The sequence below is a fragment of the Sorangiineae bacterium MSr12523 genome (assembly GCA_037157775.1).
Lineage (GTDB): Bacteria > Myxococcota_A > Polyangia > Polyangiales > Polyangiaceae > Pendulispora > Pendulispora brunnea.
Genome location: CP089982.1, coordinates 7,629,433 through 7,654,773 on the forward strand (window position 1 = coordinate 7,629,433; position 25,341 = coordinate 7,654,773).

25 protein-coding genes are annotated in these 25,341 nt (G+C 64.2%); 12 read left to right on the forward strand and 13 right to left on the reverse strand.

What is annotated here, in order from left to right; all coding sequences use genetic code 11:
- The first annotated feature begins 68 nt into the window (after positions 1-68).
- The 6 genes from LZC95_29900 to LZC95_29925 all read left to right on the forward strand — a co-directional run bounded on the left by LZC95_29900 (position 69) and on the right by LZC95_29925 (position 6,650).
- Positions 69-1,403 carry a hypothetical protein gene (locus LZC95_29900; protein WXA90653.1) on the forward strand — a complete coding sequence of 445 codons (1,335 nt, stop codon included), beginning with the start codon at positions 69-71 and terminating at the stop codon, positions 1,401-1,403.
- A gap of 251 nt (positions 1,404-1,654) precedes the next feature.
- Positions 1,655-2,422 carry a sulfite exporter TauE/SafE family protein gene (locus tag LZC95_29905; protein WXA90654.1) on the forward strand — a complete coding sequence of 256 codons (768 nt, stop codon included), beginning with the start codon at positions 1,655-1,657 and terminating at the stop codon, positions 2,420-2,422.
- 18 nt (positions 2,423-2,440) lie between these two features.
- Entirely contained in the window at positions 2,441-3,118 is a 678-nt protein-coding gene (locus LZC95_29910; protein WXA90655.1) for a phosphoadenylyl-sulfate reductase, read from the forward strand.
- Positions 3,119-3,125: 7 nt separating this feature from the next.
- Positions 3,126-4,103 (forward strand): sulfate adenylyltransferase subunit CysD, encoded by a 978-nt coding sequence (gene cysD, locus LZC95_29915; GenBank protein ID WXA90656.1) that lies wholly within the window; start codon positions 3,126-3,128, stop codon positions 4,101-4,103.
- Between the two features lies 1 nt (position 4,104).
- Positions 4,105-5,433 carry a sulfate adenylyltransferase subunit CysN gene (gene cysN / locus LZC95_29920; GenBank protein ID WXA90657.1) on the forward strand — a complete coding sequence of 443 codons (1,329 nt, stop codon included), beginning with the start codon at positions 4,105-4,107 and terminating at the stop codon, positions 5,431-5,433.
- Positions 5,430-6,650, forward strand: coding sequence for a putative sulfate exporter family transporter (locus tag LZC95_29925; GenBank protein WXA90658.1), 1,221 nt, complete (start codon positions 5,430-5,432; stop codon positions 6,648-6,650). The genes cysN and LZC95_29925 overlap by 4 nt, the downstream gene beginning before the upstream one ends.
- On the opposite strand, the gene LZC95_29930 is transcribed toward LZC95_29925, so the two are convergent.
- Positions 6,543-7,394: an alpha/beta hydrolase gene (locus LZC95_29930; GenBank protein WXA90659.1), complete on the reverse strand. Its 852-nt coding sequence runs from the start codon at positions 7,392-7,394 to the stop codon at positions 6,543-6,545. The genes LZC95_29925 and LZC95_29930 overlap by 108 nt on opposite strands.
- Before the next feature lie 57 nt (positions 7,395-7,451).
- Positions 7,452-8,048, reverse strand: coding sequence for a hypothetical protein (locus LZC95_29935; GenBank protein ID WXA90660.1), 597 nt, complete (start codon positions 8,046-8,048; stop codon positions 7,452-7,454).
- Between the two features lie 195 nt (positions 8,049-8,243).
- On the opposite strand from LZC95_29935, the gene LZC95_29940 reads away from it, so the two are divergent.
- Positions 8,244-9,137 (forward strand): alpha/beta hydrolase, encoded by an 894-nt coding sequence (locus tag LZC95_29940; GenBank protein WXA90661.1) that lies wholly within the window; start codon positions 8,244-8,246, stop codon positions 9,135-9,137.
- A gap of 9 nt (positions 9,138-9,146) precedes the next feature.
- Here LZC95_29940 and LZC95_29945 read toward each other — a convergent pair whose 3' ends face one another.
- The 3 genes from LZC95_29945 to LZC95_29955 form a co-directional block, all read right to left on the reverse strand.
- Positions 9,147-10,226, reverse strand: coding sequence for a hypothetical protein (locus tag LZC95_29945; GenBank protein ID WXA90662.1), 1,080 nt, complete (start codon positions 10,224-10,226; stop codon positions 9,147-9,149).
- Between the two features lie 128 nt (positions 10,227-10,354).
- Complete coding sequence (locus LZC95_29950; GenBank protein ID WXA90663.1) at positions 10,355-11,623, reverse strand: RNA polymerase sigma factor; 1,269 nt, start codon at positions 11,621-11,623, stop codon at positions 10,355-10,357.
- A 47-nt stretch (positions 11,624-11,670) separates the two neighbouring features.
- Positions 11,671-12,093 (reverse strand): YciI family protein, encoded by a 423-nt coding sequence (locus LZC95_29955; protein WXA90664.1) that lies wholly within the window; start codon positions 12,091-12,093, stop codon positions 11,671-11,673.
- Between the two features lie 177 nt (positions 12,094-12,270).
- Here LZC95_29955 and LZC95_29960 point away from each other — a divergent pair, with 177 nt between their 5' ends.
- Positions 12,271-13,851 carry a serine/threonine protein kinase gene (locus tag LZC95_29960; GenBank protein WXA90665.1) on the forward strand — a complete coding sequence of 527 codons (1,581 nt, stop codon included), beginning with the start codon at positions 12,271-12,273 and terminating at the stop codon, positions 13,849-13,851.
- On the opposite strand, the gene LZC95_29965 is transcribed toward LZC95_29960, so the two are convergent.
- Positions 13,832-14,446 carry an iron-containing redox enzyme family protein gene (locus LZC95_29965; GenBank protein ID WXA90666.1) on the reverse strand — a complete coding sequence of 205 codons (615 nt, stop codon included), beginning with the start codon at positions 14,444-14,446 and terminating at the stop codon, positions 13,832-13,834. The genes LZC95_29960 and LZC95_29965 overlap by 20 nt on opposite strands.
- Positions 14,430-15,107 (reverse strand): hypothetical protein, encoded by a 678-nt coding sequence (locus LZC95_29970; protein ID WXA90667.1) that lies wholly within the window; start codon positions 15,105-15,107, stop codon positions 14,430-14,432. The genes LZC95_29965 and LZC95_29970 overlap by 17 nt, the downstream gene beginning before the upstream one ends.
- 40 nt (positions 15,108-15,147) lie before the next feature.
- Between LZC95_29970 and LZC95_29975 the strand changes: the two genes are divergently transcribed.
- Positions 15,148-15,837, forward strand: coding sequence for a TetR/AcrR family transcriptional regulator (locus LZC95_29975; GenBank protein ID WXA90668.1), 690 nt, complete (start codon positions 15,148-15,150; stop codon positions 15,835-15,837).
- A 21-nt stretch (positions 15,838-15,858) separates the two neighbouring features.
- Here the strand turns inward: LZC95_29975 and LZC95_29980 are convergent, their stop codons facing one another.
- The 5 genes from LZC95_29980 to LZC95_30000 form a co-directional block, all read right to left on the reverse strand.
- Positions 15,859-16,089 carry a hypothetical protein gene (locus LZC95_29980; protein ID WXA90669.1) on the reverse strand — a complete coding sequence of 77 codons (231 nt, stop codon included), beginning with the start codon at positions 16,087-16,089 and terminating at the stop codon, positions 15,859-15,861.
- Entirely contained in the window at positions 16,086-16,649 is a 564-nt protein-coding gene (locus LZC95_29985) for a sigma-70 family RNA polymerase sigma factor (protein WXA90670.1), read from the reverse strand. Before LZC95_29985 ends, LZC95_29980 begins: the two co-directional genes overlap by 4 nt.
- Before the next feature lie 4 nt (positions 16,650-16,653).
- On the reverse strand, positions 16,654-18,843 hold the full coding sequence (locus LZC95_29990) for a VWA domain-containing protein (protein WXA90671.1): 2,190 nt from the start codon (positions 18,841-18,843) through the stop codon (positions 16,654-16,656).
- Positions 18,844-19,239: 396 nt separating this feature from the next.
- Entirely contained in the window at positions 19,240-21,015 is a 1,776-nt protein-coding gene (locus LZC95_29995) for a hypothetical protein (protein ID WXA90672.1), read from the reverse strand.
- Between the two features lie 67 nt (positions 21,016-21,082).
- A complete protein-coding gene (locus LZC95_30000) occupies positions 21,083-21,823 on the reverse strand; it encodes an SDR family oxidoreductase (protein ID WXA90673.1) in 741 nt (246 codons plus the stop codon).
- Positions 21,824-21,955: 132 nt separating this feature from the next.
- On the opposite strand from LZC95_30000, the gene LZC95_30005 reads away from it, so the two are divergent.
- Complete coding sequence (locus LZC95_30005; protein ID WXA90674.1) at positions 21,956-22,936, forward strand: hypothetical protein; 981 nt, start codon at positions 21,956-21,958, stop codon at positions 22,934-22,936.
- 29 nt (positions 22,937-22,965) lie between these two features.
- Here the strand turns inward: LZC95_30005 and LZC95_30010 are convergent, their stop codons facing one another.
- Positions 22,966-23,550 (reverse strand): sigma-70 family RNA polymerase sigma factor, encoded by a 585-nt coding sequence (locus LZC95_30010; GenBank protein ID WXA90675.1) that lies wholly within the window; start codon positions 23,548-23,550, stop codon positions 22,966-22,968.
- 138 nt (positions 23,551-23,688) lie between these two features.
- Here LZC95_30010 and LZC95_30015 point away from each other — a divergent pair, with 138 nt between their 5' ends.
- Entirely contained in the window at positions 23,689-24,285 is a 597-nt protein-coding gene (locus LZC95_30015; protein WXA90676.1) for an HAD family phosphatase, read from the forward strand.
- 25 nt (positions 24,286-24,310) lie between these two features.
- The gene (locus tag LZC95_30020; GenBank protein WXA90677.1) at positions 24,311-25,324 is read left to right on the forward strand and encodes a ParB/RepB/Spo0J family partition protein; all 1,014 of its coding nucleotides are present in this window, start codon (positions 24,311-24,313) and stop codon (positions 25,322-25,324) included.
- Positions 25,325-25,341 lie beyond the last annotated feature (17 nt).

Genomic DNA, 25,341 nt, shown 5'->3' on the forward strand with positions numbered 1-25,341 from the left:
CTTCTTACGTCGCCGTCTTTCTTCCTGCTTTTGCGGCGCACGTCACCATCCGAGGAGAACTAATCCCGATGAAGCGTCTTTTGCTGCTTTCGTTGTCGCTCGCCATCGCTGCCGGCTGTAGTAGCTCTCCGGACCAAGCGTCTCCCGGTTCGGATCAGGAACTCAGCGAACAAGCCGCGGCCATTTCCATCGAACCGTACAAAGAGCTGATGATCGTGCACCCCTCGGTGGTGAACGATCCGACCCGCACGAACAACATGACCGGCGGGCACTGGGGTTTCCGCTGGATCATGGAGCGTCTTGCCTCCAACAGCGGCATGGCCCCTGGCGTATTCGTCGAACATTGGTTGAAGCAGTTCCACGACACCACCGTTCCTGGGAAAAACCTGCCCCTGCGCGATCGCAAAGGGGTGGACGAGCTTCTGTCCAAGTGGAAGCGCGATGGAAGCGGCCGGCTCGATTTGCGGTATTCGCCCTTCAGGCTGCTTTCCATCACGAACCGCATCGACAAAGGCACCACCTTGGGTGACATGGGCGAAGGCCGCTTCGTCTTCGGCCTGGTCGATCCGGATACATTGGGCGATCCCGTCAATCTGCAGGCGGCCACCCCGCTCTCGATGACTGTGATCTTCGAGTTCCATCTTCCCGGCAAGCCCACCACCCCGGATAAAGACAATGCCCAACGGCAGCGGAATGCCAAAAAGTGGCACGCGCTGGGCAGCCTCGCGTTCGGCGAGGCCTACAACGCCGAGCTGCAGCTCATCACCGACGCGTTCGTGACGACCTATGGGCCTGATTCGCTCAATCAGCTGCGCACGAACGAAATTACGCTGGGCGGCCCCGGGTTGATCCGCGGCGAGCCTGGTCCTTACGACACGAACCAGATTTGGGAGCTGCGCGAGTACAAGATCGTCGGCGGCAAGCTGGCCATTGCGCCGGTGCAGGCCACCGCGGGCGATATCTGGGTCAAAGACGGTACCTTTGGACAATTCTTGCTCGACAATCGCGACGCGGTGTTGGCGGGCAAGGTCAATCTGGGCGATTTCGCCGGTTACACGGCGTCGGAGGATTTCGCGCGGACGCGTTGGGAGTTCCCTGCGGTCAATGGCGCGCCTTATCCCGAAGACGTCCGCTCCGCCTTCGCCAAGGGCACCTGCAACGGGTGCCACAATGCCGAACAGGCGAGCTTCCCTGCCCCGCAGTTCCCGGAGGGCAGTCAGCTTGGCTTCCTTCATATTTCCCCCTTCCACCAGGCAACTCGTCCCACGACCGATCCCCTCGCCGGCACCGAGCGCCTGAGCGCCTTCCTCAAGGACAAGGACATCCCTCGCCGCGTGACCTTCATGAAGGGCGTTTTGGACAACGCCTCGTCGACAGTGGGCGAAACGAAGTTCGGGCACTAGGAGAGTCGGTCTCGGGGGGGGCGTTGCTGCGCTTCGTGCACGAGCGCGTGCGCGTGCACGTGCACGATCACGTGAACGAGCACGATCACGTGAACGAGAATGAGCACGACCTCGTGATCGTGATCGTGCCCCGTGATCGTGATCGTCTACGTGATCGTGCACGCGCACGCGCTCGTGCACGAAGCGCCACACGGCAAACGCGAAATCCATCGCGGCAGCAGCAACGTCCCCCTTCTTGACCCAATACAACCATGCAGTGGATCTACACGGCTGCCGGCCTTTTGGTCGGCTTCACGGTTGGACTCACTGGAGTGGGCGGCGGCTCCTTGATGACGCCCATTCTGGTTCTTGCATTCGGCATCTCGCCCGCAGTCGCGGTGGGAACCGATTTGCTTTATGCGTCGATTACCAAAACCGGCGGCACCCTCGTTCACGGGCGCCGCGGCAGCGTCGATTGGAAGATCGTCGGCTGGCTCTCCGCCGGCAGCCTCCCTGCCGCCCTTGCGTGCATCCTCCTTCTCAGGAAGCTCGGCGTCGACAGCAAGCATTTCTCGTCTGTCGTCACGTACACGCTCGGCATCGCGCTTCTCTTTACCGCCGTCGCGGTGCTCTTCAAAGAGAAATTGCGCAAACTCACCACCGGCAAAGGGGAATGGCGCGCACGCTGGCTCGTCCCGGCAACCATTGCCACCGGCGTCGTCCTCGGTGTTCTCGTTTCCATCTCCTCCGTCGGCGCCGGCGCCCTGGGCATGGTGGCGCTTTGCTTTCTCTATCCGGAAAAACCCACCGTGCACAACGTGGGAACGGACATCGCGCACGCCGTGCCGCTCACCGCGGTGGCCGGCCTCGGTCACGCCTTCATGGGCACGGTGAACGTCTCGCTGCTGGGCAGCCTGCTCCTTGGCTCGCTCCCCGGCATTTACCTGGGCAGCCGCGTCAGCACGCACGTGCCCGACAAAGTGCTCCGGCCCATTCTGGCCTCCATGCTGGCCATCATCGGCGGCCGCCTCGTGTTCTGACGACGGACAAGCATCCCAATGAACAACACGAAAATCGACAACGCCATTGCACTTCTGAAGCGCATCGAAACCGATTTCTCGCCCGCGGCATTTGCCAACAGCCTGGGCGCGGAAGACATGGTGCTCACGGATCTCATCGCCAAGGCCGCCCCAACCATCGAATCATTCAGCTTGGACACGGGGCGGCTGCCCGAGGAGACGCACAAATTGATGCGCAAACTCTCCGAGCGCTATCCGCTGCCCATCCGCGTGTACTTTCCCGATAGCCGCGATGTCGAAGCGGATCTCGCGGCGCACGGCTTCAATGGATTTTACGACAGTGTCGAGGCGCGCAAAGCCTGTTGCCATGCGCGCAAAGTGCTGCCGCTCAAACGCGCCCTCACCGACAAGAAAGCCTGGATCACCGGCCTGCGGCGCGACCAGGCCCCCACGCGCGCCGACCTCGCCGAGCAGCAAGACGACGTCGAGAACGGATTGGTCAAATTCAATCCGCTCATCGATTGGTCCGAGACAGACGTGTGGAATTACATCCGCGAGCACAACGTCCCGTACAACAAACTCCACGATCGCTCGTATCCGAGCATCGGTTGCGCCCCCTGCACACGCGCCATCGCCTCCGGTGAAGACATCCGCGCGGGCCGCTGGTGGTGGGAGCGCCCCGATCAAAAGGAATGTGGCCTCCACCGAAGGAATTAATCGAAACATGAACGCGCTCAAACTCCCAGAAGGCTGGGAAGACACCAGTCCGAAGGCCCCGTCCTCCACGCGTCGCCGCCGTCTCAGCCATCTGGCGGCGCTCGAATCCGAGTCCATTCACATCATGCGCGAGGTCGCCGCCGAGTGTGCGAACCCCGTGCTGCTCTTCTCCGGTGGCAAAGATTCCATCGTGATGCTGCGCCTTGCGGAGAAAGCTTTCCGCCCGGGCAAATTCCCTTTCCCGCTTTTGCACATCGATACCGAGCACAATTTTCCCGAGGTCATCGATTACCGCAATCGCCGCGCCGCCGAGCTCGGGGAACGGCTCATCGTGCGCTCGGTGCAGGACAGCATCGACCGCGGGCGCGTCGTTCCCAAGTCGCCCGACGAGAGCCGCAACCGCATGCAATCGGTCACCTTGTTGGACGCTATTTCGGAATTCGGCTTCGACGCCTGTTTCGGCGGCGCGCGCCGTGACGAAGAAAAAGCGCGCGCCAAAGAGCGCATTTTCTCCTTCCGCGACGACTTCGGCCAATGGGACCCGAAGAACCAGCGCCCCGAGCTGTGGGATCTCTACAACACGCGCGTCCGCACTGGCCTGGACGTGCGAGAGCACATGCGCGTCTTCCCCATCAGCAATTGGACCGAGCTCGATATTTGGCAGTACATCGGGCAGGAGCGGCTGGAAATCCCGTCGATTTACTTTGCACACCGCCGCGACGTGGTCGCGCGTGGAAATGGTTTTCTCGCCATCAACGAGCTGGTGAAGCCCAAGGCGGGCGAGGTGCCGGAGAATCGCATGGTGCGATTCCGCACGGTGGGCGACATGCCCTGCACGTGCGCCGTCGAATCGGACGCCGCCACGGTGGAGGCCATCATTCGCGAAACCGCGGCAACGCGCATCACCGAACGCGGCGCGACCCGCATGGACGATCAGGTCGCCGAGGCGGCCATGGAGCTGCGCAAGAAGGAAGGGTATTTCTAAGATGTCGACCGCCGAAATTCGGATTTCAGCTTCCCACCCCACCGATCACGCGATCGATCTTTTGCGCTTCTCCACCGCAGGCAGCGTCGACGACGGCAAGAGCACGCTCATCGGGCGGCTTTTGTACGATTCGAAATCGATCTTCGAGGACCAATATGCTGCCATCGAACGCACCACCGCCCGCCGCGGCGGCAGCGTGGCGGATCTGGCCCTGCTCACCGATGGCCTCATCGCCGAGCGCGAACAGGGCATCACCATCGACGTGGCGTATCGTTATTTCGCCACGCCGCGGCGCAAGTTCATCATCGCCGACACGCCCGGGCACGAGCAGTACACGCGCAACATGGTGACCGGCGCCTCCACGGCGAACCTCACGATCATCCTGGTCGATGCGCGCAAGGGCGTATCGGTGCAGAGCCGCCGGCATGCGGCCGTCGCCGCGTTGCTCGGCATTCGGCACATCGTGGTGGCCGTCAACAAGATGGACTTGGTCGACTATTCGATGGATACGTTCGAGACCATCAAGTCGCAATTTGCGGCCTTCGCGAAGGCGCTGCACCTGCCCGACGTGCATTACGTGCCCATGTCGGCCTTGCATGGCGACATGGTGGTCGATCGCGGGGACAACCTCGGCTGGTACGGCGGCCCCACCCTTCTCGGGCTGCTCGAAACCCTGCCCGTGGACGATGACGTCGACCTGCGCGCCTTCCGCTTTCCGGTGCAGTTCGTGAGCCGACCGCAGACGCAGGAACACCACGATTTTCGCGGATACATGGGGCGCATCGAGGCGGGCAGCGTCCGTGTCGGCGACGCCATCACGATCCTGCCGTCGGGCCGCACCTCGCGCATCAAGGAGATTGCGACCTACGATGGGCCGCTCCAGGAGGCATTCGCGCCGCAGTCGGTCACCCTTTTGCTCGAGGACGAAATCGACATTTCGCGCGGCGATATGTTCGTCAAAACGAGTGAACACACCCACGACGCGCACGTGGCGCGCGAAGTCCGCGCGAATGTCTGCTGGATGGGCGATGCCCCGCTCGATCCGCGGCGCAAGTACCTGGTGAAGCACACCACGCGCACGGTCAAGGCGCTGGTGTCGGGCATCGACCATCGGCTAGACGTGAACAGCCTGGCGCGCGAGCCGGCCGCCGAATTGAAGATGAACGATATCGGCCAAGTGCGTTTCAAGCTGCAAGGGCCCATTGCATTCGACGCCTACGACGTGAACCGCACCACCGGCGCCTTCATCTTGATCGACGAGGTGAGCAACAACACCGTGGGTGCCGGCATGATCCTCGGGCAGTCGGCGCCCACCATGGCATCGCTTTGATCCCCGGCCTCGCGCTGGCATTCGGCGTGGGGCTGGCAGCGCTGGGCATCCGGCATGCGCTGCCCCCTTCGCCGTATGTCTCCGATGTGCTGGTGGCCATTGCGCTGGGTGCGTTGATTCTCAATACGCCGCTCGCGCGCCTATTGCGACTTCCGCGACCCAGCGAAAATGCCGCGACCCACGCCTATGCAAAGGGACTCACGTTCACCGGCAAGTGGGTCCTGCGTGGGGCCATCGTCCTCATGGGCCTCAAGGTGCAGACGAAGTTCCTTGGGGCCGGTGAGGTTGCGCTCATTCTGGGCGTGGCCGCGGCATCCATTCCGAGCGCGTTTTTCGTGGCGCATGCCATGGGAACGTGGCTTGGTCTGCGGCGGCCCCTGGTCGATCTGGTGGCGGGCGGCACGATGATCTGCGGTGCGTCCGCCATTCAAGCCATCGCACCGGTGACGGGCGGCGAGCGCGACGATCAGGGCATCGCCATTGCCACGGTCTTCGTCTTCAGCGTGACCGCGCTTTTGGCATTTCGTCCCATTGCCCTCTATCTGGAAATCGACCCGAGCTATGCCGGGTTGTGGGCCGGTCTCTCGGTCAATGATCTCTCCAGCGCCATCGCCGTCGGACAGCAAATGGGTGGCGCGGGCGATGCCGGCGGGGTCATGGCGGCAGCCTCCAAGTCGGCGCGCGTGTTGCTCCTCGCGCCGACCTTGGTCGCCTTCGCCGTTCTGCGCGGACACGCCGCGGCTGGTGCGGAGGGCGATCTTCGAAAGCGGATCACGTCGCATCTTCCCGGGTTTCTTCTGGGCTACCTCGCACTCGCGGCCGCGCGGGCGCTGGGCGATCGCGTGTTCGCCGGAAATAGCGCGTGGGCGGCGGCGCTCGACGTGAACCGCACGATGGTCGACGTGGCCATGGTCTCGGTCTCCGCGGCCATCGGCCTTCACCTCGAGCTGCGCGGCTTGCTGCGCGCAGGCGTGCGTGCCCTCGCGGTGGGTGGCGTCACCTCGGTGTGGATGGCCAGCGTGACTTTGTCAATGATTTGCGCCGGCGCACGCGGTTCGACGTACACGGTGGTTCTCGTCGGCGCAGGAGCCTTGGCCGCGAGTTACCTTCTATGGCGCATCGAGAAAGGCCGTGCTCTTCGAAAGAATGGTCTCCGCGTGGGTGGCAATGCTGAAATGATCGGCACCGGGCAGCACCACGAGTTGCGCGTTCGGTAAGAGACGCGACAACTCCTCACCGTACTGGGTGGTCATGATGTCGTGATCGCCCATGACGATGAGCACGGGCACCGGAATGGTGCGCACCTCCGCGTCGGGAAAGCCTTGAAAGTCGATGCCCAGCCTCTTCACCTTTTCGACGAGGACGGGCCACTTGCTCGGATCGGGCGCGACCTTCGCGTAGTCCTCTTTCATCGACGGCGGCACGGCCTCCGGGGTGAGTTGCTCCATCTGCTCGATCAACCCCGGCTCGAGGCCGCGGCTATCGTGGTACGCCGAAAGGGTCACCATGCGGCGGATCAAATTGGGATGGCGAATGCCAAGCCGCAGGGCCACGATGCCGCCGTCGCTGTAGCCGAAGAAGTCCGCCTTCGCGATCCCGAGTCGCTCGAGCAACACGACGACGTCTTCCGCCATGTGGTCGTAGGTCAGCGGCCGGTCGATGTCGTTCGTGTGCCCATGGCCCTGTTGCTCGACGGCGATGACCCGCCGCGTTTTCGCCCAGGTGGGCAGGAGCGGTCCCACGCACGACGCAATCGTGCAAAGCCCGCCATTGAGCACCACCAGGGGCGCGCCCTGGCCGCGCTCCTCGTAGTACATCTGCATACCGTTTACGGAGGCGTATTTCGCAGTCGCCGCGCCCGGATCCGCGTTCGGCGGGCCGTCGTCATCGCTCGAGCCACATCCCGCGACAGTTGCCAGCAGCACCAAGCTCAGGGCCAACCACATTCTTTGCACGAGCATGGGGGTGTCTCCTTTTTCGAGACGTCGAACTGCGGGCACCCCGATCGACAACTCGTTTCAAAAGATCGCGCGAACGCCAAAGGCAACGACGAGCACGCCAGCAACGTATGCGGCAGCCACCAGGAAGGTCAGCTTCGTCGCTCGATCCAAAATGGCGTCGCGGAGAAGGTCGTCCGCCCGCTGCGCGAGCTCGTCCCGCACCAGGGCAAGGTCAACGCCACCGGTGCGCGCATGGGTCTCGCGGAACTTCGCCAAGGTGAGGCGCTCGACCTGGCGCAGGGCTGCATCGTGAATGCGCGTGGCGAAAAAGCCGCCCCGTGCGGCGCGCTCGCCAAGCATCCCTTGGACGGCGGCGCGGAGACGATGCTCGGCCTCCGCTAGAGGCAACCGCTCGAGGCCCTGCGCGACGCGACCGTCACCGAGCTTGGCAAATACCCCGCGTACTATGCGCTCCGCCAAGCGAAACCTGCTCGCCCCTTCGACGAGGGCCATCGCAATGGCGCGCTTCGAGGCCAGCAGCACCGCGAGAACCGCACCCGCCACGAGCGCGACGAGCACCGCGATCGCCCAACGATGCCATGCACCGGCCGCACCGGCCGCACCGCCGGAGGCGAAAAACGCGCCCGCGGCCATGACGGCGGTCAACGCGGCCATAGCAAGCAACGTCGTCAAAAAAGCACGCAATGCCCGGCCCACCAGGGGCCCGACGATTTCATATGCACTACCCGCAATTGCACCCAATGGAGCCATGGCCGGGAGGGAATCACCGGGCCCTGCCCCGCGTCAAGCCGCGTCGTTACCTGGCAGGTAATGGCCAAATGGCCGGTGTCGGAGCATCGTCTCCGAACCATGTACACCGCCGACGAGGTACGCACCGAACTGCGCAACAAGCCGCACGATTATCTCGATATTGGCCATAGCCAAATAGCCCATTGGCGATTTGGCCGCGGCCCGGACCTCTTGTTCGTCCACGGCTGGCCATTGCACGCGGCCACCTTCCGCGATTTCGTGCCGGCGCTGGCCGAACGCTTTACGTGCCATTTGATCGATCTGCCGCACATCGGTCACACGCAATCGATGCCAGACGCCCCGATTGGCCTGAACGAGCACGCGGCGAGCCTGCGCCGCGTGGTGAACGCCCTCGATCTCACACGCTTTGCGTACGTGGCGCACGACAGCGGCGCCGTGGCCGCACGCATCGCGGCCAAAGACGATCCGCGCGTGGTCGGCCTCGCGCTGGGCGACACGGAAATTCCAGGGCACGTGCCCCCCATCCTGGAGGCGTACCGCCTTTCCGCGCAGGTACCCGGCAGCAATCACGTGTTGCGGATCCTCATGCGCCTGCGCGCATTTCGGCATTCGCGATTGGCCTTTGGCGAGTGTTTTACGCATCCCCGCAGCATCGAGGGCGAGTTTTACGATCTATTCTTGCGCCCCCTGATTGACTCCCACCAAGCCACCGTGGGCCAGATGCTTTTGGCCAAGTACCTCGACTTCGGCGTCGTCCAAAAGCTGGTCGATGTGCATCGGGGCATCCGCGCCCCGACCCTTCTCGTCTGGGGCACGGAAGATCCCTTTTTCCCCATCGACAAGGCCCGCAATATGGTTTCCCAATTCGCGGGCGGAGCCGAACTGCGCGCCATCCAAGGCGCGAGCCTCTATTGCCACGAAGATCGCGCCTCGGAGTTTCTTGCCCACGTCGAGCCTTTCCTCATGCAGTGTTTCGAGCGAGGCCAAGACTAAAAGGAAGCGCTAAAGCCTACACAGATACGTCTGCTCCGCCGTGCAGGTCGTGCAATCGTTTCCGTCGCAGGCCTCGCAGGACCACTCGCTCGCATGCGAAATGTCGTACGAGACTTTGCCCGTGCAGCGGAAACGGCGCCCGGTCTCGTAATGAAAACCGCGCACCGTAACCTTGTTGCCATACCTGGCCACAATCGAAATGTGTGCATTGTAGTCGCCGCTGGGATTGAACGGCTGCGAGAGGCTCGCCTGCATCACGCACGTCTTCTGCTCGGTGTGAAGGCAGGTCCACGGGGCGCCCTGTTCGCGGGGCGGTGGCTGGCACGTGAACGGGTCCACACTCAAGGTCATCGTTCCGCCGATGTAGCTGCAGGGCTGATACCATTTCGTGCAACACGTATTCTGGAAGTTGCCGCCCGCGCAGCCTTTCGTGGCCTCGGGCGTCCAAAAGGCCCCTTCCCAACGCGTCCCGTCGGGGCATAGCGGATCCTCCACCGAGAGCCACTCGTTGCACGTGCCCCTCGCCGCTTTGCACTCCGCCGAGTCTTCGCAGAAGCCACGGTGCGCGATCTCGGGATCGTGCAAACAGTTTTTCGCGTAGCACTCGTTGATGGCATTTTGATTGCGCGTCGTGCACACGGGATCCAGGTTGTCCGGGCAATCCTGGCAGCTCGTGTCCATTTTCCATTGGCATGTTCCGTTTTCGCAAGCGACCTTGCCCGGGGCATGGCCGCACATGCCACCGGCCGAACAGCCCTTCTCTTTCCACGCCGTCAGCAGCGCATCGAGCTCGGGGCGATCGTTGCCGGGCGAGACGACTTCGCAAATGTTCACCGAATCCAAATCGGGAATGTAGGCACAGGCCGAATCCTCGTTGCAGCTACGGTGCGAAGCGGCCCAAGCCTTGAGTGCATCTTCGATCTCGGGACAGGTCTCCGGCACCGCGGCGAGGCTGTCTTGGCGCACATCCATGGCAGCCGGAGAATCTGCGCTGGAACTGCAGGCCACGGCGCCGAGCGCCACCAACGCGAGCGAGAGAATCGTCGCTCGCGCACTGGAAGGAATCATCGAGGGGATACGTTCTCGCATGCGTGCACCTCGTGTGTGGGAGAGCAAAGCTCGCACCGCCGTGAGAAACTCGCGGGCCGCATGGATCGCGAGCGAGGCACCCGTGTCGCGGGTGGCACAGTCCGCGTCAACGCGATCGGGTCCCTCGTTTACTTCGACCGGGTCGTCGCGGCCGCGCGCTCGAGCAGCAAATCCCGCTCGCGCGCATTTCGCGTCAGCGAGGCGGCGCGCTCGAATTCGGCGCGGGCCTCGTCCAGGCGGCCCAGTTTTTCCAAAAAGTCGCCCCGCACGCTGGGCAGGAGGTGGTAGCGCTCGAGTGACGCCTCCTGCATCAACGCGTCCACGATGGCGAGGCCCTCGGCCGGGCCAAAGGCCATGGAGACGGCCACGGCGCGATTCAATTCGACGACGGGCGAAGGCGTAACTTGCGCAAGCTGCGCATAGAGTCCCGCCATGCGTGCCCAATCCGTTTCGTCCGCGGTCTTTGCGCGCGCATGCACCGCCGCAATCGCGGCCTGCAGCGCATAGGCACCAAGGGCACCGCCCAGCTCCTCGGCCCGCGCGAGCGCCGCAAGGCCGCGGCGAATGAGCATATGGTTCCACCGCGCGCGATTCTGATCCAGAAGCCGAATGGGCTCGCCCGATGGTCCGACCCGCGCGCCCAGGCGCGACGCCTGAATCTCCATCAGCGACATCAGACCGTGCACCTCGGGTTGATCCGGCATGAGCCCGGCCAGGATGCGTCCGAGCCGCATGGCATCTTCGCAGAGCCCCGGCCGCATCCAGTCGTCGCCCGCGGTGGCGGAGTAGCCCTCGTTGAAGATGAGGTATATGACCGCGAGCACGGAGGACACGCGCTCGGCCAATTCGGGCCCGCGCGGCACTTCGAAGGGCACCTTGGCCTCGGCGAGGGTGCGTTTGGCGCGAACGATACGCTGCGCCACCGTCGGCTCGGGCACGAGGAATGCGCGCGCGATCTCTTCGGTGGTCAGACCGCCCAGCAGGCGCAAGGTGAGTGCCACGCGCGCCTCGGTCGACAGCACGGGATGGCACGATGTGAAGACGAGACGAAGCAGATCGTCGCCCACGTCGTCGTCGATCGCCGCCTCGATGTCCGGCACGGTGAGCTCGCGCTCGGCCTCGATTTGATGGCCGATCTCCTCGTGCTTGCGCTCGATGCGCTTGTTGCGGCGCAACGAATCGATCGCGCGGTGCTTGGCCGTTCCCATCAGCCAGGCGCCCGGGTTGTCCGGAATGCCCGACGTGGGCCACTGCTCGAGGGCGGCCACCAGCGCATCCTGCGCCAGCTCCTCCGCCAGGCCGACATCCCGCACGATCCGCGCGAGGCCGGCGATGAGCCTCGGCGACTCGATTCTCCAGACGGCGTTGATCGTGCGGTGGGTGTCCGACGCTATCACAGCCCCCTTAGAAGAGCATTTTCAGCCCTCCCGAGAAAGCGCGAACGTCACTTCTTGGCCTGGACCTGTGCGCGCAGCTTCGCCTCGTTGTCGCGCAGCTCGCCGGTCGGGTCGACCGGGGCGAAATCTTCGGCTTCGAACACTTGCCGAATCTCCACCTCGGCGCCTTCTTCGAAGGGCGCACGCTTGATCCATTCGATGGCTTCCTCGCGCGATTTCACTTGAAAGAGCCAGAAGCCTGCGACCAGCTCCTTGGTCTCGCTGAAGGGACCGTCGATCACCGTGCGATCGTTGGCCCCGAAGCGGATGCGCGCGCCCTTCGAGCTGGGTTGTAGACCTTCACCTGAAAGCAACACGCCCGCCTTCACCAGCTCTTCATTGTATTTGCCCATGGCGGCGAGCAGCTCCGCGCTCGGCAACACCCCGGCTTCCGAATCCTTGTTCGCCTTGACGATGACCATGAATCGCATGTTCGTTTTCTCCGTTGAGTGTGTACGTCGTCCGTTCAGCGTCATCGAGACGTCGAACATCACGTCGCCCGATCGACACGATCGCAAGCGCCACCTCACGTTTTTCGTGCGGGTACGCGGAGCTTGCTATAGGCTACCGCGAAGCTCTCGGAATCGTTTCGAAATGCTCTGAGAAAGATGGCCAGCGATCAGGACTTCGTCGACGTAGCGCCCATCCAGGAGGGGGGGCACTCGGAGCATCCCGAGATGGTGGGGGGACGCTACGTCCTTCATGCGCCCATCGCCCGCGGCGGCATGGCTACCATCCATTTGGCCCACCTTCTCGGCGCGCAGGGCTTCCAACGCCTGGTCACGGCCAAGCGGCTGCATCCCCAGTTTGCCGAGAACCCCGACTTCGTCTCGATGTTCCACGACGAGGCGCGCATCGCATCGCGGATTCACCACCCCAACGTGGTGCCGGTGTTCGACGTGGTGGCCGCGCGCGGCGAGCTCGTGCTCGTGCAGGAGTACGTGCACGGCGTTCCGCTGAGTCATCTTTGCAGCAAAGCCTTTCGAAACGAAGGCGGCACCGCCGGAGCGCCCATCCCTCTCAAGGTGGCCGTGGCCATCGTGGCCGGCGTGCTCGCGGGCTTGGAAGCGGCGCACGAAACGAAGGACGGCCTGGGCGAGCCGCTGCACATCGTGCATCGCGATGTTTCGCCGCAGAACGTGCTGGTGAGCGCCGATGGCGTCGCACGCTTGCTGGACTTCGGGATCGCCAAGGCACGCTCCAGTGCGCACATCACGCGTGCGGGCGTCCTCAAGGGCAAGGTTGCATACATGGCGCCCGAGCAGGTGCGCTCCGAGCCCGCGACGCGCCAAGTGGACATCTACGCGACGGGCATCTTGCTATGGGAGCTCGTGGCCCATCGCCACATGCGCACACCGCGCGATCAGGTGCAGATGCTCGCCGCGGTGCTCGAAGGCGACATCCCATCCCTGCGCGAGGCGCTCGCGCTCACCCCGGCGGCGTGGACGGTGGCGCACGGCAATACCATCGTTGCACTCGAGCGCGTGCTCGATCGGGCGCTGGCACGGCGGCCGGAGGATCGCTTCGAAACGGCGGCGGCGATGGGCAAGGCGCTGCTCGAGGCATGCCCCGCGGCGACGACCTTCGAGGTTGCCGAGTGGGTGAAGGCGGTGGCGTCGGAGTACCTCGTGAAGAGGCAGCAGCTTCTCTTGTCGGTGGAGAGCAGCGTCCGGACGCGTTCGGGGTCGTTCGAAGTGTCGAAGACCACGATGCACGAGATGGGGTTTCCCTCATCGAGCCGGGTCGTCGTCGTCCCAACGGCGACACCGGCTCGCCCTTTCCGCACCGCGCTTCCATGGATGGTGGTCGCACTGTTGGCGGGTGCCTTGGTGGTCTTCGTGCCCCGCGCATGGCCGCACAAGGAGGCGCGGGCGGTGGTTCCGTCGGCGGCAGCGTCGCCCGCACCTGCGCCTACTCCTGCATCGACAACGATCCCCACGGAAGTGGTAACCGGTGTCTCATCCGACACCACGGCGCCTCTCCCAACGCCGCCCGCGGCATCGGCTTCCACTCCATCCCGTCGCGGGAAGCGGCGACACGGCGCGGCGGCGGCTTCGGCGGATCCTGCGACGCCGGCTGCGTCGGCGTCGTCGGTGGCATCCGGATCAGCGGATCCGCCCAAGGACGCGTGCGACCCTCCGTTTTATTACGAAGGAACGCGCAAGCTCTTCAAGCCCAATTGCCTTTGATGGCATCGAGCATCGCGAGGTATGCAAACGTCGTTTGCGTCAGGTTCTCTTCGACGTGCTGGCGCGCCGTGGGGCCTACGCGATCGAGAACGGCAAAGGCTTTCTCGACGTGCTCGACGTCGTCTTCGGCGTGAACGCGTAGGAAATGCGTGCACGGCTGCGCATGCGCCGCGCGCACGGCCGTGAGAACCGAAGGTCCCGCCGTGGCCGACATGGCCTCGAGCGCGAGGATGTATCCGAACAGCGCCATCGGCTCGACGTGTTCGACCTTGTAGTACTGCGGCTCGTAGAGACATCGCGTCGCTGCACGCTCGGAGAAGCTTGCCAGGCTGCGACCTAGCCCCTCGAGATCCCGCACGGCGAGAAGCTCGTGACGCTTCTCTTCGTTCATGTGCGCCGAGAATCGAAGGTGCAAGCGATCCCCGAGGCCATCGTGGGCAAAGCGGGCCGCCGCGGCAGCCAGAAGCCGCGTCGAGTGCCGCACGTAATAATAGGTTTGCGCCAGCCAATCTCCGTACATATCGGCGTTCTCCCACGGAAAGCGGCGAAGGTCCGCGGAGAGTCGAGCAACGCACGAATCAAGCAACGCTTTCATAAGCCACTCCTTGGTGGAGGTACGTGGTGGCGCCCGAGCACCAGATGCAATGCGCACGGGGCCGGCCCCAAGCGACCAAATCGACTTCGACCCCGTGGTGCACCACGCGTTCGCGCAGAGGGCGCGCCCCGAGCCGGTAGCTCACACGGTTCATGCCGCGGTTGTTGCGCATGGTGCCGAGCATCACGTCGGCATCCGACTCCTGAAAGCGCCGCACCGCGAGCTCGAGCAGCACCTCGCTCACGCGGAGCCCGTTCAAGTTTCCGCGCCAGCCCTCCGCCACCGTGAGGTTGCTGCCGACGCACACGCGCAGGGCGCGGGCCAAAACTTCGTCGAGCAGCTCCCCAGGCCACACTTTGAAGTACGAATCGTCACGGGCCGACGGCTCGGAAAGATCGATGAAGCGGTAAGCGGTCAGGCCGATGCATTCCTCGCCCGAAAAGAGCGCGCCAATCTCGTCTTGGCGGGTGAAGTCGTCGGAAAAAAGACTCGCCGTTCCATCGAGTTGGCGAAATGTCTCGCGCCAGACGCGCTGCCAGCACGCGTACGCCTCGCGCAATCGAGCCCGCTCGCCCGGCGATGTCGCGCGCGGCGAGAGGCGATGGTACTTCCACGGCACCTGATCCGATGACCAAGCTACCGGCTGGAACGTGGACTCCATGGCTCGAACCTCCTAGGCTGCATTGTGGACGGCGTTCACAATGACACGCGAAGTGGACGGCGTCCACATCGAGACCGAGCATCAAATGGTAACTCCGCGAAAGACCACGTTAAAACGCAGCACTTATCGGCACGGCGACCTGCACAATGCGCTCGTGCAGGCCGGCATCGAGCTCGCGCGTGGCGGGGGACCGGACGCGGTCGTGCTTCGCGAGGCCACGCGGCAAGTGGGGGTCGCGCCCAACGCGGCCTACCGCCATTTTGCGGATCGGCGGGCGTTGCTTCTCGCGGTGTGCGCCGTGGCGCAGGCCAAGCTGGCCGAGGCCATGGAGGCGGAGCTGGCCAAGGTGCCGTCGGAGGGCAGCCGCAGCGACATCGCGCAAGCGACATTGCGTGCGGTGGGCACGGCCTATTTGGCATTCGCGAAAAAGGAGCCCGGCCTCTTTCGCACCGCGTTCTCCGTGCACGAGGATCTGCAGCGGGCCACCACGCCGGACATGGCGGGCCCCGGAGGCCTCACGCCATTTCAAATCTTGGGCGCGGCGCTCGACAAGCTCGTGGACGCGGGCGTTCTCCCCCCCGAACGCCGCCCCGGCGCCGAGTTCCTTGCATGGTCCGCGGTGCATGGCCTTGCGATGCTTTTACTCGACGGCCCACTGCGCAGCATCGACACGGATTTGACGCAGGCCATCTCCGAACGCGTGCTGCGCATGGTCGAAAACGGATTGTGACCCGCGCGGTCCACGACGGAGTCACGAAATGCGCGCGAGGACGGCTTTCGCGGTGGTGGAGAGGCCTCGGGGATCGAGATGCGATTCGAGCACGCGGAGCTCGCAAGTGCGTTGGAAGGCCTCGAGCCGCCCCGCTTCGTCGAGGTCGTGCCACGCCGGATGAAATCGCAAGGTGCCGTCTCGATCCTTCGTACGACGCGCCGTGGTCACCGCTTCGATGAGCAGCTCGATGTCGGGGTTGCGGCTGCTCATGCAAACTCCGCGATGCGAACACCGCGTCGCTCGAGGCATTCGCCGAGGAGCTTTCGCGCGCGGCTGACGTTCTGGAGGAAAGTGTTCTTCTGCATCGACAGGTGCACGGCGAGCGCATGATCGGGTTCTTTACCGCCCGTCTCGAGCCGCGCGCGGAGCGCGAGAGCTGGTTTTTCCGGCAACGTGCGGTGGCAATCTTCGATGAGGCGGCGAAGCAGTGGATCGGGCACGCTTGGTAGCGAGGTGTCGTCGATGCGCGCTTCGAGATCGTCCGGATCCTCGCACGCGGTTCGAAGGCGCCGCCGTTCGCTGATCGCCAGGTTGCGCGCAATTCGAAGGGCGAGACGAAACAGCCCGTTGGGAGCTCCGTCGGGCTCGAAACGCGGGGCAAGTTCCCAAACGCGCAAAAAGACATCTTGAACGATGGCCTCCGTGTCGAGATGCGCCGCGAACGAGCGCAGGCTCTCGCGCACGGGCCGCTCGGCGCCGGCAAGCCACTGGCCAAAAGCATCGGCATCACCGGATTGAATGGCGGATAAATGAATATCGAGATCCAGCATGGGATTACAACATGACCGTGATGTCTTGCTCGTTCACACGGAAAAGAATTTGCCTGGGCACGCGAGTCTCCGAAGCGCTGAAGAAGACTGCGAGGCGAAACGATATGCCTGGCTTCACGAGGCCGGGTGTCGTGGTGAACTGGAGATGGCACCCCGTGCTGACCAGCTCGTTGATGCCAGGCGGGAAGAGAAGCAGGACCTCCGTGGGTGGCTGCCAATCGAGAGGGGCTCCTTCGACCGTCACATCGATGGCGAGCATATTCGGCAGACGCGCGACCAGGGTCCCTCGCAGGTTGCGCGGTCCCGTGTCGCAAAGCGGGATTGTCTTTCCCGGGCGGCTGGACGCACCAAACGCCAGGGACGAGCGCACTCCCACGGACATCCCGTAGGGCACCTGTTGGGGAATTCGCTCGCGCCGCATGCGCGCTCGCGGGTCGACGTTTTTTTCTTCGGAAATGACAACCCATGATGTCAAACGGGTGGCAATTCCAAATTCGAGGCCCGCGCGCTCGATGGCTTCGTTCATCGATGTAGCGTCTCCGAGCGTCGCGGCCGCGCGCATTTCGAGATCCTCCACGAGCTCACGGCCGAAAAGTGCGAGCAAGGCTCGGTTCTCGGGATAATGAGCAACGGCCGGAACCTCGATGCTTTTTTCCCAGATGCCGGTCGCGGTGCGGCCCCGCACGACCAACGTGCCTCCTGCGGTCGAAAGACGTAGGCCTACACGCACGGGCGACTTGGCAAATAAATCGGGGACCTTCTCGGGGGCGCATTGCCCAAGAGCGGAACCTGCGATTTCAACGTCGACGACGACGGGGGCGTCGGTCCGTGCAATGAGTCGCTGCGCTGCGCCCTCGGGATCCTCGTCGAAGCCGATGATGATCTCGGCGCCACGCCCTGCGCGTGCGGCGGAAGCGGTGAGCGAGCGATTGACCGCCGAGCCCACCCCCACGGTGTGCACACGTGCTCCGCTGGGCAGAGAGGCCATGATCTCGTGGACGATCTCCGATTCGAAACAGATCAAGCCATCGGTAACGAGGACCACCTGGCGCTGGCTCTCATGACGAATCGGCCGAAGTGCCTCGTGGATGCCCTCGTACATTTCCGTCCCTCCCGATGCACGAAGCAGCGACAGCCACTGCACGGCGTTTCGTCGCCCGTCGGCGCTCATGGAGACGGCGCCTTCCTGCCATCGGCGGGGCACGTCGGAAAAAGCGATCATCTCCAGGCGGTCGCCCTCCGTGAGCGTCTGAACGAGCGCAATGATGACGCGCTTCGCTTGCTCGAGCGGCATCCCGGCCATCGAGCCGCTCGTGTCGAACAGCACGATGAGATCGCGCGAGATTTGGCGCACGCTCGTTGGATGGGGCGGCACCAAGGTCAGAAGCCCGAAGGCGCTTTGGATTTTCGTGTGCCGAACGGCAGCCCAGCCGACATCCAGCGTGCACCCGACATCCGGTGTTGTCACGATCCAGCGAACCACCAGGTCCCGATCGAGCGCGGCTCGGGTGTCATCGAGCAACGAAACGAGAACGCCATCGCCCGGGGCATTGGCCATTCGAATGGGATGGGAGGGTGATTCGAGCTTTGCTTCCTCGAACGCATCCCGGATGCGCAGCGAGAGGGATGCGCCGGTGCTTTGCGGTGATTCGGTCACGACCTGCGTGACGGCGGAGCTGTCGGCGAGGCGCCCTTCGTCCCCGAGGTAACGAGGTGCAACGGTCAATGGGAACCTCCATTCCCACGCGCCTTCCTCGTTCCATACGAGGCGCTGGTCGATGGTCACCTCGGCGACGATTTCGGTGCCCGGCGGGATATTCGCAATATGCTGCGTGAAAAGGTTCGAGCGCTCCTCGTCAATCCGCGCGGCGGTTTTACCGTCGAGGACGGCCCCTTCGAAGCGCTCGAGCGCGGCGCTACGGCCCTCGATTTCGCCGACGATGCGCCGGTCACCCATCCGAAAGGAAAAGGCCGATACGGCAGCATCGAAGGGCAGCGGCAACGAGTAGGTGACGGACAAAGACTCGGTGTGCGGATTGCCAAAGCGCTGCTCGAGCGTCACGCGGGCCAATCCTCCGCGCGCATCCGCCTCCAGGCGTATGCCCCTGAGCGGTAGCGCGGCGCCGCCCGGGGGAGCGAGATAGCCTCCCCCCGAGTGGTGCGACGCGGCCACGCTTGGAGGAGTGGAAGTCATGGGGAAAACCATGTAGGCGACCTCTCTTTCACCAGATCAACGCAGACGCCTGCGGTTTGGTGACAGAAAAAATCGCACTCGCGGCTCACGCGGCCTATTTCGTTCGACGGCGACAACTGGCGAGACGATGTCCGATCGGCTCCGCGACGATGGTGAATCGAGATTCTCGATCATACCGCATAGGAAGAAACCGATATTCCGGAATACCCACCATCGTTTGGTATTGTCGGCGCCGGCATCGGATATCGACCGTTCGCAGAGCTCGTTGGCGTTTTGTCGCGGAACGTACAGGCCGCGGCCTGATTACCTGGTGGTCAAATGTCTTTAGCGTCGACGTGCTGCGCATGGTCGAAAACGGCCTCTGATTTCTCGCGACGTCGCGACGAAAGAGTCCCCTTACGAGGGCAATTCCGCACGCTTGACGGCGCTACGGAGAAGGGCTTCGCCGCTGGGCCAGACGGCATCGAACCAGTTGCGAAGGTCCGCATGCATCGCGAGCTCGTGCAGGATGCGTTGGGCCTCTTTCGCATCTTCGGGGTGCTCGTCATCGGTGGCCGCCAGGGCGTCGGCCAACGTCTCCGCGGGAAGCGGTAGCGGGAGATCCGGAGTGCGCTGCCGGGCGAGATCGCGTGCGGAAGAAAGCGCGTTGCGGCGGAGGGCTTGGAGCAAACGCACGCGGAACTGCGCCGCGCCGAGGAGAGGATATGCGCCGTTCACGCGAGAGATGCTTCCGACGGCGGCGGAGGCCTCGTCATGGCGGCCCAAAGCGGCGAGCGCCGCGGCTCGCTCACTCAGGAGCTGCGGCACCAGCAATTGCCGTGCGACGGCATCGTTCATCGCTTTGTGGAGCCCCACGTCGCATTCGGCGATCGCACCGGTGAACTCGGCGCGATGTAGGGCGATTTGCGCGAGGTAGAGCCGAGCACTTGCCGCGATCCCGGGAAGGAAGGTCTTCGAGACGTCCCGAAATGCCATCTCCGCGGAAGTATCGTCACCATCCGCCCACAGCCTTTCGGCGCGGGAGAGTTTTCCAACTTGGTGCCGGCGGTAACCCGAGATGAGCGCCATGAGTGCTGCGGTCCCGAGCGCCGCGACCACCAATGGGCCCAGCGGATTGGAGGGCTCCTCGACGGTTCCTATCTCTTCGTCGGGCGGGCTCGATGGCAGGTAGGCCGGGGAAAGGAACTGCACGACCATCATCACGACCAAGACGCCCAACACGAGCCCGATCCATTTCCAACCCCATACGAGGGGACGCTTTACCGCGCGCTCGGCGGCAGCGGCATGGGCAACACCCTCCTCGGTGCGGAGCGCGTCGACCCCGACGGCCTGCGCCGACGACACGGTCGGCCCCACCGCCGGTGCAAAGGAGTCTGCACCGGGCACGATCGACGCGATCCAGCTTGCAAGCAAAGGCTCGTCACCTCGGGCGGCATCCCGTCGGGCAGCCTCCCGATAGACGGAGGTCGCGCGCGCCGCGATCGAGCGCTGCATGGCCCGCACGATGGCGCGCTGCCGCGGGGCGCCGCAATCCAGGAGAAGCCGTCTCTTCGCGCCGAGCATCGCGCGCACTTCGTCGAAACGGCCTTCTCGAAATAGGAGAATCGCCTCGGCCAAGACGGCGTGAGAACGCGTTTGGGTGCTGGCCATCGGCGCATTTTGGATGGCCTGGACATCCTCGCGGACCTGCGCGACGTCATGGCAACTGGCCGCCGCCACCGCACGAATGCCTCGGGCGTTGAGCTCTTGGACATTCTCTTGGAAACGCTCCAACCACGCGTAGCGACCGTCGATGGCCCGTCCTGCCTGCTCGATGGCCTTGGGGGCATCACCTCGGTAAAAGGCAATGAGCGCGCGCTGGATCGCGATGACGCGCAACAACGGGCCGCTCCGCGTCGAAACGGCATCGAGGATCGACTCGGCCTCGTCCAAATGCCCCCGCGTCACACGGTCCAACGCGGTGTTCACGAGCTGGACGGCATTGAGCACGCGCAAGGTCCGTGCTCCGCGAACGATGGCCAGCACACCAATCGCCGTGACGGGCAATGCGACCATCTGCTCCGTGACGACGGATGAATACAAGCCCAAGGCCACGGCGACCCCGCCCATGACGATGGCCCAAATTCCCGTGCGACGCAGCGGGTTCGGCGGCGGTTTTGACACGATCCCCATACGGCGGGAGTGAATCGCATCGGCGGCCGAAGTCAAATCGCAACGGATGCTCCGCTTCCGTGGACGATTAGGACCATTTGCCGGCATGGGCGCCGCCGTCGAGGTGCAGGACCTCGCCCGAGACGAACGAAGCGCCATCGAGGTAGAGCACCGCGTCGGCGATGTCGTCGACGGTGCCGAGGCGGTTCGCGGGGCTCAAGCCGGCGAAGTCTGCCTGTTTGTCCTTGGGAACCATGGGCGTGTCGATGACCCCCGGCGCGATGGTGTTCACGCGGATGCCGCGGCCCGCGTATTCGATGGCCAGCGATCGGGAGGCGGCTTCGAGGCCGCCCTTGATGAGCATGGGCAACGCGCTGGGGATGCCCGCGATGGGCTGGCTCGCCAACGAGGCACCGATGTTGACGATGTGCCCCGATGCGCGCGGGGCCATGTGCCGAAGTGCCGCGCGCGTCATGTGGTAGAAGCCGGCGAGGTTCGTGGAGAGGAGCCTCGCGTAGTCGTCGTCGGTGTAATCGGTAAAGGGGCGCCCGATGAAAATGCCGGCATTGTTGACCAGCAAATCGAGCTTACCGAAACGCGATAACGCCGTATCGACTGCGCGCGATGCGGTATTCACGTCGCCCACGTCTCCGTCGACCAAGGCAAGCTTCGCGGACGCGGAAAGCGCCGTCGCGTGTGAGATATGGCGTGACGTGGCCACGACGCCGTAACCACGATTCAAAAGCGCTTTCGCAATACCGAGTCCAATTCCGCTGGAGGCGCCCGTCACCAGGGCCACTTTCGATGTCGGCTCTTTCGTGTCGCTCATACCAACCTAGGTCGGCAACGCACGGATCGTTACAAGGAGAGAGAACTCAGGGATGCACCACGCGCCAAAGGGACGTGCAATGTGAAATCCGGGAATGGTGTCGCAAGCGCGAGCATTCTTCGACTGAAAACGATGACCCGTTCACTTGTTCGTTCCGTCGGTTTGCTCTTGCTCTCGATGGGGTGCTCGTCGCGCTCGACGCCGGCGTCGCAGAACGACGCAGGGCCCGTGTCGCAGAACGATGCGACTTCCGTGTCGCCGCCGTTTCCGCCGTGTCGGCTGCCGATCGTGGTCGAGAGCCGGCTTGGAGGCTTCGTCTCCATCCCCGAAGGAGACTTCGTGGTGGACCACGATGCGACCTCGAAGGGTATGCCATTTTCCGCCATGAGTCGTGACCAGGCTTGGACGCCGAGTCTCTATGATCCCGTCGCGAAACGATGGCTATCGGTCAATTCGACGCAAATCGAGCCGGAGCACCGACGCTATGCGTACGTGGTTTTCGAACCTTTGATGACCAAAACGATCCGGTACAAATCATCCCGTCTTGCAATTTACGATTTGGCATCGGGCAGCAGTCGCGAATTGTGGCAGCACGCGGGAAGCATTCAAGACGTGGTCTGGCTCTCCGACGGGATTCACGTGACGACCGTTCCGGCCCGAGGCGGCCGCCAGGATGCATGGCTCATCGACCCGAGCAGCGGGGTGGCTTCGGTCGACAAGGCGCGCTCGCGCGTAAATTCGATCCCGGTGACGAGCCAATCACCCGAATACGACTACGGGCTCACGAAATCGTGGGGCACCGTAGGCTGGCTCCTGGACAATCGAGGCAGGCCTCTCGTTCGCGAAGGAAGCAGGGACGACGGTGCCTCTTACACGATCTTCATTGGCGACACGGACGGGCAGCGCCTCATTGTCCATTCGGGCATCCAGGGGGATGCCACCGGCTTCGACCCTACCGGACTCGTTCCGGACGGCGACGCGCTATGGAGTGCCGACTACAAGGGCTCCGTTCTCTGGCGCTGGACGCCGTCCAGCGGGCTCGAAAAATATCCCCTTCATGGCGAGCCGTCGCACAAGTACACCCTGGTCGCGGGGCCCTGCCTACCGCGGTAAGCAAGTGACGGCACCCAACGCGCATATCGTTACAGCGCTTCGTCGATATAAGAGCACATACGAATATGCTCGCGCGCGCGGTGCACGAGGACGCGCACGTAGCCGGGCGAGATGCCGAGAATTTTCGCGACCTCCTCGTGCGGCTGTTCATCGAGGAGGCTCAGCATGACAACATTGCGTTGCAACTTGGCCATGCGCACGATGCAGCCCTGCACCCGGGCAAGCTCCTCGGCGTGGGCGACGAGCGCATCGTGGTCGTCGCTTCTCGTGTGGGCCGCCTGGGCCTCGAGGAGGATTTGCGCGCGTCCGTGGCGCGCCTGCTTGCTCCGCCGGTTCATGACGTGGTGCCGCAAGATGACGGTGAGCATCTTGATGGCGTCCTCGCGATCGCGGGAAAGGGCACGCGCCTCGGGCAGGGTCAGAAATGAGGTAAAGCTGTCTTGCACCGCGTCGAGTGCATCCTCCGCATCGAGGCCGCGATGGCGTGCGTACGCCAGGAGCTGCCCGCGATGCTCGTGCACCAGCGAGGCGACCCACGCGAGAAAGCTCGGCGAGGCGCTCGCGGCGTCGTTCACCTTGGCCGAGGAGGCAGTGGGCATCGTCTGGAGCATCATTTCACGGCTCATACCGGTTATGTCGCCAGGGGAACCTTTGTTACAGGGGAAACTCGAAAAGCCAGCGAGCTCACCATTGATTTCATGGTCGCGGCGCAACGGTTGCGCCGTGCGGGCGGACCGATTACAGGCGAAAACATGCCCCAAGCCATCGTGTTCGATCTGTTCGGCGTCATAGCGTTGCACCAATCCGCAGAGGACAAGCAGCGCCTGGAACGGCTCGCCGGTGCGCCGCCACGAACGTTCTGGGAGTCGTATTGGGCGCTGCGCAAGCCTTACGACGCGGGGCAAACGAGTGTGGACTACTGGGCGACGATGGGCCGGCGTCTCGGGGTGAACTACGACGCCGCCACCGTGAAGGCGTTGATCGATGCGGACCTCGCCAGCTGGACGGGGGTGGACCCTACGATGGTGGACTTGCTCGGCGACCTTTCCGCGGCAGGCCGCAAGCTGGGGCTGCTCTCGAACATCATCGAGGACCTCGTACCGGTCTTCGAGGCGAAGCATGGGTCGTGGCTCTCACGCTTCCACGCGCGCACGTATTCGTGCCAAATCGGCGTGGCCAAACCAGACCATGACGCGTACCGCATCGCCGCCGCCCGCCTCGGCGTCGAGCCGCGCGATTGCATCTTCATCGACGACAACGAGAACAACGTGCGCGCCGCCCGCGAAACCGGCATGCAGGCCGAGGTGTTCACGTCCCCCGCTCAGGTGCGCCGCCTGCTCGCGGCGTAGGCGCGGGACGTGTAGCATCGGCGGCATGGCCGCCAAGAAGACGACCGCGAAGAAGAAGGCGACGACCTCCACGCGCGCTCCGGCGCGGCGGAAAACACCGCGCAAAGCCCCGGCGGAATCGACGGGGCTCCAGCCGAGCGATGTTCTCTACGACGTCGAGCCGAAGGAGCTCGCGCCCATCCGCGCCCGCATCGAAGACGAAGGCGGCTCGGTGCTCGCGGCCTACCGGGATCCGCTGGGCGGGCGCGCGCTGGCCTTGGCGGTGCTGCCCATCGGAAAGATCGAGCCCACGCCGTTCCAGCGCGATCTGTCGGACACGCATCACAAGCGACTGGCCGAGGTGCTGGTCAAGACCGGACGCTTTCTCGATCCGGTGATCGCCGTGACGGCGCCGGACTCCACGGGAGGCTTTTGGACGCCCAATGGCCGCCATCGCCTGGAAGCCATGCGCCGCCTCGGTGCGAAAGCCATCACGGCGCTGGTCGTCGCCGATCGCGAGGTCGCCTGGCAGATCCTCGCGCTCAACACGGAAAAGGCGCACAACCTGAAAGAGCGCTCCCTGGAGGTCATTCGCATTTACCGCGGCCTCCTGGAGGAAGATGGCTCGCGCGCCGAATCGAGCTTCTCCTTCTACCTGGAGGACCCCGCGCTGGTAACCATCGGCGCCTGCTACGAGCGCGAGCCCCGTTTTGCCGGCGGCGCGTACCACCCCATCTTGCGCCGGCTCGAGCGCTTCTCCGACGATTCGCTGGACGACGCCATCGCCGTGCATGAGCACCTGGCCACCGAGACGCTCGCCCTCGAGGAGAAGGTCGCCGCCGCCGTGGCGCGCCTCAAGGAAAAGGGGCTCACGAGCCCGTATCTGCGCTCCTTCGTGGTGGCGCGCATCAATCCACTGCGCTGGATCAAGGGCGAGTTGCCCTCCGCCGAAAGCGTGCTCGCCACGATGAAAGACCGCGCCTCGCGTTTCAACGTCGACAAGGTGAAGCAGGAGGACCTGGCCCGCGCCGGCGGCGTACCGGACGAGGAGTCCACCTAGCGCTCACCCGAGGTCCG